At 42.8% G+C, this 17,778-nt stretch carries 13 protein-coding genes; 9 read left to right on the top strand and 4 right to left on the bottom strand.

Going from position 1 to position 17,778, the window contains the following annotated elements; genetic code table 11:
• Positions 1-76 precede the first annotated feature (76 nt).
• The 3 genes from metH to lnt all read left to right on the top strand — a co-directional run bounded on the left by metH (position 77) and on the right by lnt (position 7,345).
• Positions 77-3,637 carry a methionine synthase gene (gene metH / locus NMG48_RS06535; protein ID WP_271254493.1) on the top strand — a complete coding sequence of 1,187 codons (3,561 nt, stop codon included), beginning with the start codon at positions 77-79 and terminating at the stop codon, positions 3,635-3,637.
• Positions 3,638-3,709: 72 nt separating this feature from the next.
• Entirely contained in the window at positions 3,710-5,503 is a 1,794-nt protein-coding gene (locus NMG48_RS06530; RefSeq protein ID WP_271254492.1) for a DUF389 domain-containing protein, read from the top strand.
• Between the two features lie 243 nt (positions 5,504-5,746).
• Positions 5,747-7,345 (top strand): apolipoprotein N-acyltransferase, encoded by a 1,599-nt coding sequence (gene lnt, locus NMG48_RS06525; RefSeq protein WP_271254491.1) that lies wholly within the window; start codon positions 5,747-5,749, stop codon positions 7,343-7,345.
• A 71-nt stretch (positions 7,346-7,416) separates the two neighbouring features.
• On the opposite strand, the gene gap is transcribed toward lnt, so the two are convergent.
• Positions 7,417-8,442 (bottom strand): type I glyceraldehyde-3-phosphate dehydrogenase, encoded by a 1,026-nt coding sequence (gene gap / locus NMG48_RS06520; RefSeq protein ID WP_271254490.1) that lies wholly within the window; start codon positions 8,440-8,442, stop codon positions 7,417-7,419.
• 416 nt (positions 8,443-8,858) lie between these two features.
• Here gap and NMG48_RS06515 point away from each other — a divergent pair, with 416 nt between their 5' ends.
• Positions 8,859-9,611 carry a DUF561 domain-containing protein gene (locus NMG48_RS06515; RefSeq protein ID WP_271254489.1) on the top strand — a complete coding sequence of 251 codons (753 nt, stop codon included), beginning with the start codon at positions 8,859-8,861 and terminating at the stop codon, positions 9,609-9,611.
• A 154-nt stretch (positions 9,612-9,765) separates the two neighbouring features.
• Positions 9,766-10,437, top strand: a complete 672-nt coding sequence (locus NMG48_RS06510) for a phosphatase PAP2 family protein (RefSeq protein ID WP_271254488.1) — start codon at positions 9,766-9,768, stop codon at positions 10,435-10,437.
• Here the strand turns inward: NMG48_RS06510 and NMG48_RS06505 are convergent.
• Complete coding sequence (locus NMG48_RS06505; RefSeq protein ID WP_271254487.1) at positions 10,434-11,420, bottom strand: diacylglycerol/lipid kinase family protein; 987 nt, start codon at positions 11,418-11,420, stop codon at positions 10,434-10,436. The two genes, NMG48_RS06510 and NMG48_RS06505, sit on opposite strands and share 4 nt — an antisense overlap.
• A gap of 722 nt (positions 11,421-12,142) precedes the next feature.
• On the opposite strand from NMG48_RS06505, the gene NMG48_RS06500 reads away from it, so the two are divergent.
• Both NMG48_RS06500 and NMG48_RS06495 read left to right on the top strand, forming a co-directional pair.
• Entirely contained in the window at positions 12,143-12,853 is a 711-nt protein-coding gene (locus tag NMG48_RS06500) for a hypothetical protein (protein ID WP_271254486.1), read from the top strand.
• 337 nt (positions 12,854-13,190) lie between these two features.
• Positions 13,191-13,463 (top strand): hypothetical protein, encoded by a 273-nt coding sequence (locus NMG48_RS06495; protein WP_271254485.1) that lies wholly within the window; start codon positions 13,191-13,193, stop codon positions 13,461-13,463.
• Positions 13,464-13,779: 316 nt separating this feature from the next.
• On the opposite strand, the gene NMG48_RS06490 is transcribed toward NMG48_RS06495, so the two are convergent.
• Positions 13,780-14,776 (bottom strand): IS1/IS1595 family N-terminal zinc-binding domain-containing protein gene (locus NMG48_RS06490; RefSeq protein WP_271254484.1). Its coding sequence is split into 2 segments: positions 13,780-14,412 and positions 14,414-14,776, totalling 996 coding nucleotides; codons are not numbered across the junction.
• A 347-nt stretch (positions 14,777-15,123) separates the two neighbouring features.
• Between NMG48_RS06490 and NMG48_RS06485 the strand changes: the two genes are divergently transcribed.
• Positions 15,124-15,951 (top strand): hypothetical protein, encoded by an 828-nt coding sequence (locus NMG48_RS06485; RefSeq protein ID WP_271254483.1) that lies wholly within the window; start codon positions 15,124-15,126, stop codon positions 15,949-15,951.
• 59 nt (positions 15,952-16,010) lie between these two features.
• Here NMG48_RS06485 and NMG48_RS06480 read toward each other — a convergent pair whose 3' ends face one another.
• Complete coding sequence (locus NMG48_RS06480) at positions 16,011-16,595, bottom strand: Uma2 family endonuclease (RefSeq protein WP_271254482.1); 585 nt, start codon at positions 16,593-16,595, stop codon at positions 16,011-16,013.
• Positions 16,596-16,728: 133 nt separating this feature from the next.
• Between NMG48_RS06480 and nagA the strand changes: the two genes are divergently transcribed.
• Positions 16,729-17,775 carry an N-acetylglucosamine-6-phosphate deacetylase gene (gene nagA, locus NMG48_RS06475; protein WP_271254481.1) on the top strand — a complete coding sequence of 349 codons (1,047 nt, stop codon included), beginning with the start codon at positions 16,729-16,731 and terminating at the stop codon, positions 17,773-17,775.
• The last annotated feature ends 3 nt before the right edge of the window (positions 17,776-17,778 follow it).

Genomic DNA, 17,778 nt, shown 5'->3' with positions numbered 1-17,778 from the left:
ACTTCGAGTCACCTACCCTAAAATCACTACATGTTTTTTTGGTAGAGTAGCTTCATTAGCCTAGGGTATACATCACATGACCAGTCTGTTTCTGGAACGTCTTCACAGCAGCGATCGCCCCGTCATTGTCTTTGATGGTGCGATGGGTACAAATTTGCAAGTCCAAAACCTGACCGCCGAAGATTTTGGCGGCGCAGAGTATGAGGGTTGCAACGAGTATCTGGTGATGACGAAACCTGAAGCAGTCGCCAAAGTACATCGTGACTTTTTAGAAGCAGGAGCCGATGTGATCGAGACGGATACCTTTGGCGGTACATCAATCGTCCTGAATGAATATAATTTGGGGCATCTCGCCTATGAACTTAGCAAAAAAGCGACAGAACTAGCTAAGTCCGTAGCTGCCGAATTTTCCACACCTGAGAAACCCCGTTTTGTGGCGGGATCGATCGGTCCAACCACCAAGTTACCGACTTTGCTCCACATCGATTTCGATACGATGAAGCAGTCCTTTATCGAGCAGATCGAAGGGCTATACGATGGCGGTGCAGACTTACTTTTAATTGAAACTTGTCAGGATGTTTTGCAAATTAAGGTCGCGCTCAATGCGATCGCTGAGTTCTTTGACAAGAAAACCGCCGAAGGTAAGCCGCGCATCCCCGTCATGGTTTCGGTGACGATGGAAACCACAGGCACAATGCTGGTTGGTTCCGATATTTCCGCAGTAGTGACCATTCTCGAACCCTATCCCATCGACATCTTAGGGCTAAACTGCGCGACGGGTCCCGACCTGATGAAAGAGCATATGCAGTATTTGAGCGCCCATTCTCCCTTTGTGGTGTCCTGTGTACCGAATGCTGGCTTGCCCGAAAATGTGGGCGGACAAGCCTTTTATCGCCTCACTCCCGACGATCTTAAAGGACATTTAGCCCACTTTGTCGAAGACTTAGGCGTGCAGATTATCGGTGGTTGTTGCGGCACAAGACCAGCCCACATCAAGGCTTTAGCCGATGCTGCCAAGACTCTCAAACCCAAAAAACGTGAACCTCTAGTCGTTCCGTCAGCAGCTTCCATTTATAGCTCCCAGCCCTATATTCAAGATAATTCATTCCTAATTGTCGGTGAAAGATTAAATGCAAGCGGTTCTAAGAAAACTCGCGATTTGCTCAATGCTGAGGATTGGGATGGACTAGTGGCGATCGCGCGATCGCAAGTAAAAGAAGGCGCACATATCCTCGATGTGAACGTGGATTATGTGGGACGCGATGGCGTGCGGGATATGCATGAACTGGTATCGCGCCTCGTCACTAACGTGACTTTGCCTCTAATGCTGGATTCCACCGAATGGGAAAAGATGGAAGCAGGGCTAAAGGTGGCGGGTGGTAAATGTATTCTCAACTCCACTAACTACGAAGATGGGGAGGAACGCTTCTGCAAAGTCGTGAGCCTCGCCAAGCAATATGGCGCGGGGATCGTCATCGGCACGATCGATGAAGAAGGCATGGCACGAACTGCTGACAAAAAATTTGCGATCGCTTCCCGTGCCTACAAACAGGCGACGGAAGAATTAGGAATGCCCGCCAGTGAGATTTTCTTTGATACGCTCGCTTTACCGATTTCGACAGGGATCGAAGAGGATCGTCAGAATGCTGCTGCTACCATCGAATCAATCCGCCGCATCAAGGAAGCGATGCCCGAAACCCATATCTTGCTGGGTGTTTCCAATGTTTCCTTTGGCTTAAATCCTGCTTCTCGGATTGTTCTTAACTCGGTATTCTTGCATGAAGCGATGAAAGTCGGTATGGATTCATCGATCGTTCATGCTAGTAAGATTGTGCCATTAAATAGAATCCCCGAAAGAGAATTAGAAGTAGCTCGTCAACTCATCTTCGATCAGCGCCAATTTGATGGTGATATCTGCACCTACGATCCCCTCGGCGAATTTACGAAACTCTTTGAAGGGGTTTCCGCCAAGCGTGTTAAGGTCGTTGATGATAATCTCTCCATTGAGGAGAAGCTTAAAAATCATATTATTGACGGCGATCGCATTGGTTTAGATGACGCGCTCACTGAGGCTCTTAAAACCTACGAACCGCTCACAATCATTAACCAATTCCTCCTTGATGGCATGAAAGTAGTTGGCGAACTCTTTGGCTCAGGACAGATGCAACTTCCCTTTGTACTGCAATCCGCCGAAACCATGAAATCTGCTGTTGCCTTCTTAGAGAAATTCATGGAAAAAGCCGAAGGTTCCAATAAAGGCGTATTCCTGATTGCCACTGTCAAAGGTGATGTCCATGATATTGGTAAGAATCTTGTCGATATCATTCTCTCCAACAATGGCTACAAAGTCGTCAATATCGGCATCAAGCAATCGGTAGAGAATATCATTCAAGCCTATGAAGAATGCAAGGCGGATTGCATTGCCATGAGTGGCTTGTTGGTCAAATCTACAGCCTTCATGAAGGATAATTTACAGGAATTTAATAATCGCGGCATTACAGTCCCCGTCATTCTCGGCGGCGCAGCACTCACCCCTAAATTTGTCTACAACGATTGTCAGAATGTCTATAACGGCAAGGTGATCTATGGTAAAGATGCCTTCTCTGACCTCAACTTTATGGATAAATATATGCCTGCCAAGGCTGAGGGTAAATGGGAAGATGCTAAAGGCTTCTTGGATGAAGACTTAACCGTTGTTATTGATACTTCTGAAAAAGACGTAACTACCGCGGCTGAGGATAAGGCTAAGAAAGAAGCAGCGCTTGCAGAGCGCTATTTAGATATTGAGCGATCGGATTCAGTCGATACCAATATCCCCCGTCCCAATCCTCCCTACTGGGGAACCAAGATTCTCCAAGGTGCAGATATTCCCATTGAAGAACTATTTTGGAATCTGGATTTGCAAGCACTCTTTGCTGGTCAATGGCAGTTCCGCAAGCCTCAAGGTCAGGCTCGAGAGGAGTACGATCTATTCCTGCAAGAAACCGTTTATCCAATTCTACACACATGGAAAGAACGGATTATCAATGAGAAGTTACTAGCGCCAACCTCAGTCTATGGCTATTTTCCTGTCTTAGCGGAAGGAAATACGGTCTATGTTTACAATCCTCAAGATATCGACAACATCAAGAACGCTGAGCCAATCAATTCCTTTGTGTTCCCTCGCCAAAAGTCCCAACGTCGTCTCTGTATTGCCGATTTCTTCTCGCCCAAGAATTCGGGAATCGTTGATGTTTTACCCTTGCAAGCAGTCACCGTTGGACATATTGCCACCGAGTTTGCTCAAGGATTATTCAAGGCGAATCAATACACTGATTACCTCTATTTTCACGGCTTAGCCGTGCAGATGGCGGAAGCAGTGGCGGAGTGGACACATACGCGCATTCGCCATGAACTCGGCTTTGGTAGCGAAGATCCCGACAATATCCGCGATATTCTCGCCCAGCGCTATCATGGCTCTCGCTATAGTTTTGGCTATCCCGCCTGTCCGAATATGCAGGATCAGTACAAGCTTCTCGATCTGCTTGATGCAAAGCGTGTTGGTTTAGAAATGGATGAGAGTGAACAACTCTATCCTGAACAGTCAACTACGGCACTGATTGTGCATCATCCTATAGCTAAGTATTTCAGCGCTTAAATTTCAATGCTTAACATAAGGTATTGAATTTCATTCTTGGCATTCTATATCCCCATCAAATTAATCAAATTCATGGCAAAGAATACTTCTACTTGGCAGGTCTATCGAGATTGGCTTGCCAAGCAAATGGGTATAGATGAAGAGCGCAAAACTGAGGTCTATTTAGAAATTTCCCAAGCGGCGACTTTAACCGATGCTGCCTATTGGTTTCAGTTAATTTTTGCGGCTGGGATTGCCACAATGGGTTTAGTATTAAGTAGCCCTGCGGTAATTATAGGTGCAATGTTGATTTCGCCTCTGATGGGACCGATTCTGTCGTTGGGTTTAGCTCTAGCTACTGGTGACTTTGTGCTGCTAGTTAGGGCAATCGCCAATCTAACGATTAGCTGTTCAGTTGCCATTATTTTTGCGATCTTATTAATTTTTACCCTACCATTTAAGGAAGCCACGAGTGAAATTTTGGCGAGAACAACTCCTAATACTTTGGACTTAGCAGTTGCTTTGTTTTCAGGAGCCATTGGCACGATCTCAACTTGCCGACCAATCAAAGGGGTAATTACTTCAATTCCAGGAGTATCGATCGCCGTTGCCCTGATGCCGCCACTATGTGTAGTTGGTTTTGGCATTGGTATGGGATTTAGCCTCAATTTAGTTGAAGGATTGCAGATTTCTAGAGGTGGTGGCTTATTATTTTTGACTAACCTTGTGGCGATTGCCTTTGCTTCAGCATTAGTATTTCTAGGACTAAATATTGACACAGAAACTGTGCGAAAAAGAGTTAAGTTATGGGAATCCAGCGATCGCGAAAGTTTAGCAGTGCAGAACTTTTTAGGTAGCTATAAATTTCTGCAAAAGTTGCGCCCAATTGGTAGTTTACCTAGTCGTCTGCTAGTAGGATTTTTAGCAATACTGGCGCTTCTAGTTCCTCTGAGTAGTGCCTTTGCTAAATTGGGCGAAGAAATATCTTTTAAACAACAGCAAAATGCTCTACGCCGCAATGCCATAAGTATTTGGCAGTATCGATTTAGTAATTTTCCCAATAATCAGATCCGTTCATCCATTGAAAGGTTATCCATTAGTGAAAAAGATAAATTAGTCACGGTCAAATTAAATGTTTTCACAAGTAAAATTTATTCTGATGCCGAAAAAGAACAATATGTACAGGAGCTTGCAAGCAAATTAGAAAAAGATCCGCAGCAAATTCAATTCACCTTGACGGAAATTCCCACGGCATCAAATGAACTTTTATCTAAAAAGGAAGAAGTAACTCAGACAACTGTTCCCACACATCCTAGCCTCAATGAATTACAGGTGAATCTTTTGCAATCTCTAAATAAGGCGATCGCTGATGTATCTTTACCACCAAATATGCAGTTAGTGGATTATGCGGTCAGTATTGGCAACTCGCAGTCTTTTCTAGTTAATATTGTCTACTTGAGTGATCGCGTTCTCAGCGATGATGCTCAAGTCTTGGTAGTACAAGATGTTCAAAAACGTCTAGGGGTGGGAAATGCCAAGGTTAGTTTAGACTACATCAATACAGGAGTTAGTGAAATTGTATTTGATGAGAATGCTGCCACAATTCCTACAAATGCTAATATCAATCTTGACCAGATTGGGAAATTGCTACAGCTTTATCCAAAACTGAATTTATCTGTTGCGATCAGCTTAAGGAATCTTGAAAATAACGATTTAAGGAAATCTCGATTTCAGTCGATTGTTGACTATTTAGCGTCGAAGTGGCAAATTTCTCAACAACGATTAAGTATTGTCCAGTCTGTAAATTTAGGTGATTTGAATTCTCTTAATTCATCACAAGAAAGTAAAGCTCTATTAAAAATCACTATAAGCCCCAAAGCAGAATAACTAATTACCTGAATATGGAGTGAATATTGATACTTAAATTGATTGTCAAAATCCTCCAAGACAGCAGTTACACCAAGCAGTAATAGAGAAAAAATCCTCGATATCCAGAATTATCTACGCGCCCAGAAATTTGTGAAATGAGTTAAGGATTTGTATGGCTTGTAAGCGATCGCCTAAATCCTAAAAAACTAATCCCCGATAACATCCTCCTAACAAACACTTCAGCAACGAAACTTAGTTCCTATGAGAAATTTGCAAAACTTGCTATTTGCTGCCCTTGGTGGTGTACTCATGGGGCTTACGCCCGATCCCTTTAGTCAATGGTGGCTAGCATGGATTGCACTCATTCCTCTCTGGCTGCTGTCTCAGAAGCTAAAAGTCAAAAGCGCGATCGCAATGGGAGCAGTATGGGGATTTTGCTATCACGGCATGGCGTTATTTTGGATTACATCAGTGCATCCGATGGAATGGATGGGCGTACCTTGGTGGACTAGCTTTTGGATTGCGACATTAGTTTGGATATTGATTACAGGATGGGGATCTGTATTATCAGGACTATGGGCAGGCGGGATGTCTTTATTCACGCACAAACTGAATGTTCCCAGTCGGATTATTATTGCTTGCGCGATCTTTAGTGGATTAGAAATTGTCTGGAGTTGGGGACCACTCTATTGGACAGCCTTGGGCTATACCCAGAGTCCCCACGACTTGCTGTTGCTCCAAATTAGCCGACTCTCTGGACAACAGACGATGACTTCCGCAATTGTGGTAATCAATGGATTATTAGCAGAAACCCTATTACATAAACCTTGGCGCGATCGCCAACCCCTATGGAACCAACAAAAGCAGTCCATAGTTTTACTAAATTGGGCTAAGCAATGGCGCTATGCGATCGCCACAATTGTGATTTTATTAGCAATGTCGGGCTATGGCGCATGGGAAATGCAAAGCGATCGCATGATCAGTACTAACGCTCAAGCAATTAAAGCAGGCCTCATTCAAGGTAACTTCCCTAATGCACTGACGGTAAAGCTGAAAGGATGGGAAATCGCCGTTAATAACTACACTAAAGGCTATGAGAAGCTAGCCCAGTCAGGCGCAGAAATGATCGTCACTCCTGAAACCGCAATTTCTTTTCTTTATCCCAATTACGATGCCAGACGAGAACCTTTCGATCAAGTAGTTGAGAAATATCGTGTTCCTGTTTGGTTAGGAGGCTTTGGCAAAACACGCAATCCCAATACTGAAGATCCGAATAACTACACGAATAGCCTCTTTCTAATCGATGGTTCCAATAAAATCCTCAGTCAATATGACAAGGTAAGGCTCGTTCCTGTTGGGGAATATATTCCCTTTAAACCAATTTTAGGAAGTTTAATCAAGCGTCTATCTCCATTACGAGGCGAAGTAGAAGCAGGTTCTAGCGAACAACTGGTCGATACACCTTGGGGACATTTTATCGTTGGCATTTGTTACGAATCTGCTTATCCTGCCACTTTCCGTTTTCAAACTGCCGCAGGTGGTCGCTTAATTCTCTCAGCATCTAATAATGCTCATTTCGCTTCCTATATGTCGGCACAACACCATGCTCAAGATGTAGCAAGAGCGATCGAAAGCGATCGCTGGGCAGTGAGGGCAACCAATACAGGCTATTCAGGCTTTGTCGATCCCAATGGGCGCACAGTTTGGCTATCGGATGTGAATACCTATGAAACCCATTTAGAAACGGTTTATTTGCGCGATACCAAAACTTTATATGTCATGTGGGGGGATTGGTTAACACCTTTACTCTGCATTACCAGTGTTGCAATCTATGCCAAACATCGGATTACACATGGTTGAAACCAGAGAGAGATTTTTGTAGAAAGTATCACTTTGTGGTAGTTTGTGGCACTTCCTACAAAATCAGAAAATTAGAGAATTCCCTCCTTTTGTGCCATCGATATCATCAAATCAATCACACGACAGGAATAACCCCACTCATTGTCATACCAAGAAACGACCTTGAAGAAGTTAGGATTTAACTCAATGCCAGCACCAGCATCAAAAATACTCGATCGCGCATCTCCTCTAAAATCAGTTGAGACTACCTCCTCATCGGTATAACCGAGAATGTCCTTTAAAGAACCCTCTGAGGCATCCTTCATCGCTGCGCAGATTTCTTTGTAGCTGGTAGGTTTTTCCGTCTTAAAGGTTAAATCAACCACTGATACATCAGGTGTCGGAACACGCAAAGCCATTCCCGTCAGTTTCCCTTTCAGTTCTGGTAAAACTAAAGCTACTGCCTTCGCTGCACCTGTGGAAGAAGGAATAATATTTTGACCTGCTCCACGTCCACCACGCCAGTCCTTTTTGCTAGGTCCATCAACTGTTGGCTGGGTTGCAGTCATTGCATGAACCGTGGTCATCAATCCTTCCGCAATCCCAAAGTTATCATTGAGAACCTTGGCGATTGGTGCTAAGCAATTAGTGGTACAGCTTGCATTAGAAACAATCAAATCATTGTCAGGATTGAACTTATGGTGGTTAACGCCAACCAGTAATGTGGTTACTTTCTCAGGATCTTTGGTGGGGGCTGAAATAATCACGCGCTTTGCACCTGCATGAATATGCGCGATCGCCCCTGCATAGTCGGTAAATAGCCCTGTAGATTCCACCACATAGTCCGTCTTTAGCTCACCCCAAGGTAATTCGGACGGATTACGAATGGCTGTACAGGGAACAAGCTTGCCATCGATCTCAATACCTTCTGGCTTTGCAGCGATCTCGCCATCGTAGAGACCATGCGTAGAGTCATGTTTGAGCAGATAAGCGAGGTTATCAGAAGGAACTAGATCGTTGATTCCGACAATCTCGATTTCGGGATGCTTGGCAGCAACACGAACCACTAATCGTCCAATTCTGCCAAATCCATTAATACCAATTCTGAGCTTAGCCATATGTTGCTTATCCAGCAGTTCTATATTGCGTCGCGATCATGCTAGCCTAAGTTTTAAGGGTCAATGTCTGGAAACCCTTGATATGTTAGGAATTGAATATAAAAAACTGATTAATTTTAAACTTTAAATTTGATTCTCTTTCCCAAAAATATGCTGGTGTTGATCTAAGTCCCTCTGAGGAGGCTAAAAATACCTATTTATTACGCTCTATGTTGAGTTAAGTTTTTTTAAAACCAAAGCAATAAGCTGTGGCGCACGCTGTGCGTGCGTCACAGCTTATTGCTTTGGTTTTAAATTTCCCTCAGCTACTTATTAAAGCTCTCAACCATGTCAAAATATCCAAAATAGGCTGAAACAGAGTGCAAGCTCTAAAAATTTGCAATAAAGTAAATTAATTAACTAGGATTACAACAACTATGTCCCGTTTACCCCTTACCTTAGCAACCGCTTTTAGCCGCCGCAGCGCTCTCAAGATTATTAGCGGTCTCCATAACTTTGATCGCGACTCTGTGAAAATGGTTGTGCAAGCAGCTGATCGCGGCGGTGCAACATTTGTCGATATCGCGGCTGATGCCGAACTAATTGCGATCGCTAAGTCTAATTGCTCTTTACCCATTTGTGTATCGGCTGTCGAAGCTCACAAGTTGACTGAGGCTGTAGCTAATGGTGCTGATCTTGTTGAAATCGGTAACTACGATAGTTTCTACGCTCAAGGTCGTGTATTTACCGCCGCCGAAATCATTGCTTTGACCGCAGAAACCAGAGCATTATTGCCCCACACTGCTATTTCCGTCACCGTTCCTCATACATTGCCCCTCGATGAGCAAGTCACCCTCGCTGAGAAACTCGAAGCAATCGGTGCAGACATCATCCAAACTGAAGGTGGTACAAGCTCTGCTCCAACCCATGCAGGTGTCCTTGGTGCGATCGAAAAGGCATCGCCTACCCTTGCTGCTGCCCATGCGATTAGCCGTGCAGTTTCTATCCCTGTAATGTGTGCTTCTGGTTTGAGCAATATCACTGCACCAATGGCGATCGCTGCTGGAGCCTCTGGAGTTGGTGTTGGTTCTGCTGTTAACCAATTGAATGATGTGGTTTCGATGATTGCGACTGTTCGTGCTCTTAGAGAATCAATTGATAGCAATGTTGCAAACCAAGCTGTTGTGTAATCAATATTTGCTTAATTTCTCGCTAGCAAATTAGCAAAATCCATAAACTAAAAGGCGATCGCTATGAATTTTCTAGTTCAAAGCGATCGCCTTTCTCAACTAGAAGACAATGAACAGCCTACAATAGCTATAAATTACATTAAGGAGATTGCTGATGGCGCAAATTAGCACTCGCCTTTACTGGATATTCCAATCACTCATTGCTTTTATTCCCTATCTGCTGGCAGGTTTGCTAGCAGGTACACTCGTTTTAGCGCTAGGTGTTTTCATTGCTCGCTTCCTTCTATGGGATTGGTTGCTCCCCTTTGAAGAGTCCTGCTTGCTAACTCTCAAAGAATGGTCTAATCCAACCCTAGATCGATACATGATGGTTCTAACTTTAATGGCTCAGGGCGAAATAACCATTCCTGTACTCATGGCGATCGCAGGAATTCTTATTTATCGTGACGAGGCAATTCCAGCTCTAATTTTAGCGATCGGGCTAAGCGGTTCATGGTTGCTTAACGGCATTTTTAAGTCTTTCTTCCGACGTAAACGACCTGATCTCTGGGCTTCTTCTAAACGTCTGATGGATTACAGTTATCCTAGCGGTCATTCCATGAGTGCCATTTCCTTTTACGGTTTATTGGCGGCGATCTTGGAGCAGTCTCTAAGTATTCCTTTATGGCTTACTGCTCCCTTGGCAGTATTTCTAACCTTGGGAGTGGGCTTTAGTCGAGTGTATTTTGGGGTGCATTGGCCAACAGATGTCCTGAGTGGATGGGTTGCAGGCGGCATCTGGCTTGCCTCATGCTTATACGGACTAGTTCAAATCAGTGGAACTTAAACAGAGATTGGTGGGTGATCGGTGGAAATGCTGCCAGATTGCTCTGTCACACCATAACTATTATTTTCGTCAGCGAACTTTAATAGCAACTCAGGCGTGGGTACACAAATCCAAAGAGCGTCTGGAATCACTTCCACAGTGATGGGGGTAACGCCTAGATACTGTCCATCAGCATGAACTTCTAATGGTGGATAACTCTTAATCTCAATTTTAGCCGCTCGATGAATATTGAGCCGCTCATGGGGAAGGCGTTCACCCCGCATAGCTTTAAAGAAGTGAAGGAGATGATCCCATTTGGAGGGGTTATCAATATATATTACGTCCAGCTTGCCATCATTCATTTTTGCGTCAGGCGCTAGGGCAAATTGCACCCCATAGCGGGGACTGTTGCAGATATTGACTTGCAAGATGCGTAAACGACGCATCCGTCTGCCATCAAGGCGCAGGACTAAGCGGTGCTGTTTAAATTGCAAAAAAGCTTGGATACCTGAGAAGAAACTCTTAAAAGCAGCCCAATAATTGTTCTTGATTCCTTCTTTAACTTCATCTCCCCAAGGAAAGAGTGTAGCTTCTAGCCCTACGCCTACTACTTCCACAAAGTAATGATTGTTTGCCTTGCCCATATCAAACCGACCACGCACTCCCTCTACCAGAGTCTGAATGGCTTGAGATAAATCGTTGGGAATATCTAAGCTAGCGGCAATATTATTACGTGTTCCCATCGGAATAATGCCTAACACAGTTTGAGTATGCATTAACCCTCGCGCTACGGCTTCAATCGTGCCATCACCTCCCGCTACAATCACAAGCTTAGCACCTGCTTTAGCCGCCTCAGCCGCAAGTCCCTCACCATCTTCATCGGGAGAAGTTGTGCAAAGTTCAGCTTTAATGCCTTGATTTTGCAAAGCCTCAACAATTTCAGTTGATAGATCGGGCTTGTCAGCAGGACCAGAAGTGGGGTTGATGATGAGTCGCGTATTCATCTCTGTCGTTTTCCTATTGGTTTAAAGTTGGGAAATATGGTAAACGGTTAGGATGAAAGCCTGCTTATGTACACTTTCTCAACCCAAGTAAACTTAAAAACCAGATTGCCGTACCGCCCGCGTAGCAGGTAGCACGGTAATTTGGTTTTAGTTTATAACTATGCTGAGCTACTTAGAACTCAAGCTTATGGACTATAACAGTTAGGTGAGACTTTCCCTTCCCCCTATAAGCGGATCTATCAAACTGACAAGATTACTCTACCCCTCCATAAAGGAATTTCCTACCTAAACTTATCCGCGATCGCCACTCACCACCTATAAGAGAGTCCTTGAGAAATTAAGGGAGCCGTTTGAAGTGAAAATTCTATTACAGTTTTACTACAGTTTGTTTCGTAATGAATTAGGTTAATCAAATCACTCACGAAGTCAAATAGCCTCTTGTCATGATGTTTGCATAGAGAACTTCTCTTAATCACTATTTAAGGAGTATTTAATTGAAGCCTCTCATGATCGAGAAATCTCCCATCGTTTAGAAAACTTTCTCGAAGATGATGAAAAGAACTTCGGGATCATCAACACAGTAATCCTTCAGCATGAAATCAAAGCTGAGCAGAAACGAAATAACTGTCCAAAAGATGATCAAAAAAGCTTTGAATTTTCTATGAATTCAAAGCTTGTAAGAGCAAAATTCAAATTAAACGCCCAAACAACAGGAAAAAATCATGATTCGTACTAATCAGTCAGAAGAAGTTTTTACAGATCGTCGTAATAATAATGGTAATGGTGCTACAGAGTTTAGCGATCGCGTTCATTGGGGCGCAATCATCGCAGGATTAATGGTAGCCATAAGCTCTCAATTATTACTAAGTGCGATCGGTGCTGCACTGGGCTTTGGCAATATTGCAGGTTCGGGTGCACCTCGCTCTGACTCAGGTGATGTTGCTCAATCCGTTGGTGTCTGGACAATCATTAGTCTATTTATTTCTCTATTTATTGGTGGTTGGGTAACCGCGAGATCTTTCGGATCGGTCAATCGGAGTACGGCTGCTCTTAATGGAGCAATTCTCTGGGCAACAACTTTAGCAATTAGCTCTTTGTTAGTAGCTATTGGAGTCACTGGTGCTTTTGGGTTGGCGGCTGCTAATGCAGATAAGATTGCTAATCAAGTCCAACAAAATGGAATTACTCTTCCTGATGTAAGGAATAGTAATCCTTCTGGAAGTGACACACAAAATACTAGAGCAACACCAAGCCCGATACCTACTCTGAGCGCTCAACAAACACGTGAAGTTGCTTCTAATGGATCTAAGGCTAGTTGGGCTTTTACTTTTGGCTCATTGTTAGGACTTGCGGCAGCAATGGTTGGAGCAAGCGTTGGTGCTCGCAGTCTGCACACTCAAAGAACCAACTATAACGGTCATAGCCAAGCATAAAGAAAGTATTAGAATTGCTTAGTGCTAATGTCACTATTATGACAAATTTGGAAAAATATCCTGTTGAAATATTTTTAATGGGATGTTTTTAATAGTACTGATCTCAAGCATAAGCATTTCTAAGCGTGCTCTACAGTAATATGCGAACCAAGCAGTTGTGTAATCAATATTTGCTTGATTTCTCGTCAGTAAATTAGCAAAATCTATAAACTAAGAGGCGATCGCTATGAGTTTTCTAAAAGCTCAAAGCGATCGCCTTTTTATGAAATCAGCTAGCCAAAATTGCGATCGCCTAATCTTGTAGCTAAAATATGATGAGTATCTTTCATATTTGCTTATGAATACTCTAACTCCAACGCGACAGCAGATTATTGAGTTAATTGATAACTTGCCAGAGGATTCTTTCCCTGAGCTTGTCACTTTTATCGGCTATCTTCGCTATAAGACTGTTGAGACAACAGTAGATCTGCCTTACAACAGTTTTTTACTGTCAATTGCAGGTTTGGGTGCTTCCAATGAAAAGGATATTTCAGAGAGAGATGAAGAGATTTTAGCAAATGAAGTTAATCCAATTCGTGGTTGGAGTATTCATTCAAATAAGAAAATATAACTATTTTACTTGATACTAGATTTCTATTTGCTTTAATAAATTATCCATTACTACTTATTCAATGAAAAGTATTGCAATACCCCTAAAAAACAAGCCTGTTGATGAATCATGTAGTAATCGATTTCTTCGTGCGCTTTGGGCTACATTACGCTTAGAATTTGGGAAGTTGGCGTGGCAATATAGTCCAAGGAAAGACGGATCTCGTCGTGTAATCTATTTTGGTTACGCAGACATTGCTCTTTCTTTTACGATCCATATTGGGATTATGTATAAAAGAAAAGGAATTATTGAAAGTGTTGTTTTTGGCACTGGTGAGTTAATTAGTGAGACAATGAAATCCCCTAGAGGATAATAATTCCAGCATAGAAACGGGACGATAAAAAAGTCCGATCGCCATAGCAGGAGTCTTATTCTTACCCAAGCCCACATGAGGTCTCACCCAGTTGTGAACTAGTCTTTGCACAGTGACTGCTCGTTGTAATCCTTTGGTATTTTTCGCATACAGGTTCTGTCTGCGACGATAAGCACTACATCTCCTTCTCAAAGCACTGTTGTTAGCTTCATTGTGATTGGCATGAATGTCACACTTGTCGCTAATAGCCGTATAGGGATGCTCAGGTTTGAGCCATTCGACCCGACGATTTCCCTGTGAACCCTTGATTTTGATCGCAACTTCTAAGCCATGTCGCCATACCTTGCGATGTCCATACTCACGGCTTACTTCGGTGGATTTGAGGTGCACACTTGCCCTTTGCCACAGTTGCTGAGCATAGCGTCTTTCGCCATCAGTAAACCATCGGATGTATTGACTCATTTTTGCCCATTGCCATGCTGTTTCTGTGGCTTTAGCAAATAGTTCAGTATTTTTGAGTCCTGCTCTTGCTTCAATCCAATAGCGACTCTTACGCTCAATGAATGTCACTGTCCAGCCTTTTGACTCACTGGGGGGAAAGGTTCTCGCCTACGTGAGTATAAACTTCATCGCCCTCGATTGTGACATCTCCTCCTGTTGGGGCGGATGGACTCCATTGTTGGGATTGGACTGCTAATTTTTGCTCCCATCTCATGATGCTGACATGGGATTTTTCCAGTACTCTCCCACTAGCTCTGATTCCCATCCCTTCACTCCTCATCTTCATCGCTAAGGACACTACACTTGCTGGTGTTCTCAGCCTTGACATTGGCGTTCCTGTCCTTTCACTGAATCTCTTGCCGCATCCTTTACATAAATAATTCTGAACAACTTTTCCGTCTTGGTGGTGATGTTTGCCGTTTTTGATTGTCTTTTGGCTTTGGCAGTGGGGGCATTCCATGGCTTTCTCCTTGGCTCTGCTTCTATTTTCTCATGCCACTAATTTACTGACCAGTGCCTTGTTTTTGAGGATGTTTTTGATAAAACAGAATTTCCTGTGGATAAATTTCAAAACATTGTGTAAGAGTCGCTGAGAATGCTTCTGAATATGAGCTTTATGTTTCTGCCGAGATAATTGTTCCTTACGGTTTTCAATTCTAGAGTTGCCAAAGCTTAGAAGTATTCTCTCTCCTTACACATGATGCACAAAAGACCAACATATTCTCCTTTCTTTCTCAAAATCTCCATAAGACTGATTTACAAATTAAAATTCAAGCTTTCGATGATGCTGATGCAAATCATCAGTTTATGCTCTATGCACGCCCTATTTTGGATGTACTATCAGCATTCACAAATCTTTTCTTTGACATAGGCAAGCCTAGAAAATGTGTGACCTTACTTAACTATCCTCAACCAAGAAAATCAATACTTAATCATGATTGGCTTGATGGATATCCAATCGTAGAAAATAAGCTTATGTTACCTGACCACTGCTTAAAACTTATTGAAGATATAGTTCAAAGCAATATAAATAAGAATAAACAATTAATTTTAGATGCTTGCCATCACTTTCACTCAGCGCGTTCTTTCCAAGAGCGATATTATTTTTATTCGCAAACAGAATCTATATCTGAAATAGCAATGGTTCTTTACATTTCATCAGTTGAAGTCCTTTCTTTAATCAATGTCTCCCCTCCATCGAATTGTCCTACTTGTAGTCAACCACAGCATCGCATATCATCTCGCGTTGTAGAATTTATGGAACGTCATAATGGAACTAACATTGCTAGCCTGATTAAGGCGTTATATAATGACCGTTCTAAATATCTCCACGCTGGACGATTACTATCTTCGAGATCATACAATGGAAAAATAATTCCACAGTTAAAATTTTCTTCTGATAATGGTGTTCTTTCGCCTATGTCGCTTGCACCAATTCATAATTTACGAGAGTTTACGAGCTTCTGTATTCGTGCGGAAACTTACAATGAATATAATTTCAATTCTGATGAATGCAGTCCTTATTCATATAATGAGAATATAGAGGCTGATATAGAACCTCAGTTTAAGAACAAATATTTTAAATTTTTATTGGAAATATACGAATATTTTCAGGATAAAATCAAAGGCTCATGAAATTTTAGTTCCAGAAAATGGTTGTCAGAATCTTCTCTAAAAAAACTTCTAACTATACCTTAAAACATTTCATTCCAATTAAAAGTCACATCGGGAAAAGCAAAAATTGATAGAGTGTCATTCTCATCGTAACGTCTGATTAACTTATATCCATTTGCCGATGGTTGCGAATATCCCTCGATCGCTTTTTTATTCACATCAAATAACCACATTTCAGGAATCCCCGCCGACGCATACAGAGGAGATTTTACTTCGCGATCATAATCAACGGAACTATCAGCAACCTCGATGATTAATAAAATATCCTCTGGAGTTGGCAATCCATCAGCATAGAAATCTTCACGAAATTTCAAGATGGCAATATCTGGTTGTGGCTCAGAGTTATCATTTAGGCGAATTGAGTTTTGCGGCCAGATGATAGCCTTGCCAAAAAGACGATTAGTAAATATTGCATTCAGTCGAGCAACACAGGTAGCGTGTTTTCTGCCAATTGGGGACAGAGTTTGAATTTCTCCGTTAATTAGCTCAATGCGATCGCCCTCTTGGAAAACACCAGCTTCGTGCATAAGGTGATATTGCTGGGTCGTCAAGAGGAACTTATTCGCCAACTTATTCTGGTTTTGCGTAAGCAATTGAACTGTCATAAGCTTAGAATTAGGTAGGTTGGAGTGATATCTAAGATCATCATAGCTCAACCTATAGCAATTCTAAGAGAGTGTACTCCTTTGGGGTGCACTCTCTTAGTTCGATGAAAATAATTAGCGATCGCGAGAAATCATGACAGGTTTACGTGAAATCATCTGTTCTACTCAAGGTGCAATTGACCTCCAAATTAATGGAGCATTAGGAATTCCTTTTAACGATTTAAATGACGATCGCGCTGCTAAGTTACCTGAGATTTGTCGATTTCTCTATCAACAGGGACTAGATGGATTTTTGCCTACTCTCGTTACAGCCTCTATTGAGCAGTTCCATCGATCGCTATTTTTCCTAGCTAAAGCGATTGCCCATCAAAAGCAAAATCCCGATCCTCATGAAGCCAAAATTTTAGGAGTCCATCTCGAAGGACCTTTTCTGCATCCCGATAAGCGGGGCGCACATCCGCAACAACATCTATTACCGCTTAATCTCGATACATTACGGCAGGTATTAGGTGATTACACCGACATTATTAAACTAGTTACTCTTGCACCCGAACTTGATCCATCAGGGGAAACGATTCAATATTTACGCGATCGCCAAATTATCGTTAGTCTTGGTCACTCTACGGCAAATGCAGAACAAACGCGAATGGCGATCGCCCAAGGCGCAACGATGGTCACCCATGCCTTTAATGCGATGCCCAGTTTGCATCATCGCGATGTGGGGCTATTGGGTGAAGCAATATTAAGCGATCGGGTTTGGTGCGGATTAATCGCCGATGGCATTCATGTGTCGCCTGAAACGATCAAACTGCTCTATCGAATGAAAAAACAAATTTTTCTGGTCAGTGATGCCCTTGCACCCCTTGGTTTGCCCGATGGCACTTATCCTTGGGACGATCGCCAAATTACAATTCAAAACGGCACAGCGAGATTACCCGATGGCACGCTTTCAGGTACGACGCTGCCCTTAATCAACGCAGTCAATAATCTGATCGAGTGGGGAATTTGTGAGCCAGAAAATGCTATTAAACTAGCGATCGAGGCTCCACGCCTTGCCATGAATCTTGAAATCGATCAAGATGCGCCTCAAAGGCTCACTTGGTGCAGTTACTCGTTCTCTTGTCCTGCTCCACCCCATTTTAAATCCGTCCGCACTTCTTGGGGTTGTGAAGTTAATTGATAG

Origin of the sequence: Pseudanabaena sp. Chao 1811 (assembly GCF_027942295.1) — a bacterium.
Classification (GTDB): Bacteria; Cyanobacteriota; Cyanobacteriia; order Pseudanabaenales; family Pseudanabaenaceae; genus Pseudanabaena.
This window is presented reverse-complemented; position numbering and strand designations above follow the sequence as displayed.

Bases quoted from the DNA above. Each gene is read 5' to 3' on its own strand.
- NMG48_RS06495 (WP_271254485.1), top strand. From the start codon at position 13,191: ATGAATACTCTAACTCCAACGCGACAGCAGATTATTGAGTTAATTGAT.
- NMG48_RS06515 (WP_271254489.1), top strand. From the start codon at position 8,859: ATGTCCCGTTTACCCCTTACCTTAGCAACCGCTTTTAGCCGCCGCAGC.
- nagA (WP_271254481.1), top strand. From the start codon at position 16,729: ATGACAGGTTTACGTGAAATCATCTGTTCTACTCAAGGTGCAATTGAC.
- NMG48_RS06485 (WP_271254483.1), top strand. From the start codon at position 15,124: ATGCTCTATGCACGCCCTATTTTGGATGTACTATCAGCATTCACAAAT.
- metH (WP_271254493.1), top strand. From the start codon at position 77: ATGACCAGTCTGTTTCTGGAACGTCTTCACAGCAGCGATCGCCCCGTC.
- NMG48_RS06505 (WP_271254487.1), bottom strand. From the start codon at position 11,420: ATGAATACGCGACTCATCATCAACCCCACTTCTGGTCCTGCTGACAAG.
- NMG48_RS06480 (WP_271254482.1), bottom strand. From the start codon at position 16,595: ATGACAGTTCAATTGCTTACGCAAAACCAGAATAAGTTGGCGAATAAG.
- NMG48_RS06510 (WP_271254488.1), top strand. From the start codon at position 9,766: ATGGCGCAAATTAGCACTCGCCTTTACTGGATATTCCAATCACTCATT.
- gap (WP_271254490.1), bottom strand. From the start codon at position 8,442: ATGGCTAAGCTCAGAATTGGTATTAATGGATTTGGCAGAATTGGACGA.
- lnt (WP_271254491.1), top strand. From the start codon at position 5,747: ATGAGAAATTTGCAAAACTTGCTATTTGCTGCCCTTGGTGGTGTACTC.
- NMG48_RS06530 (WP_271254492.1), top strand. From the start codon at position 3,710: ATGGCAAAGAATACTTCTACTTGGCAGGTCTATCGAGATTGGCTTGCC.
- NMG48_RS06500 (WP_271254486.1), top strand. From the start codon at position 12,143: ATGATTCGTACTAATCAGTCAGAAGAAGTTTTTACAGATCGTCGTAAT.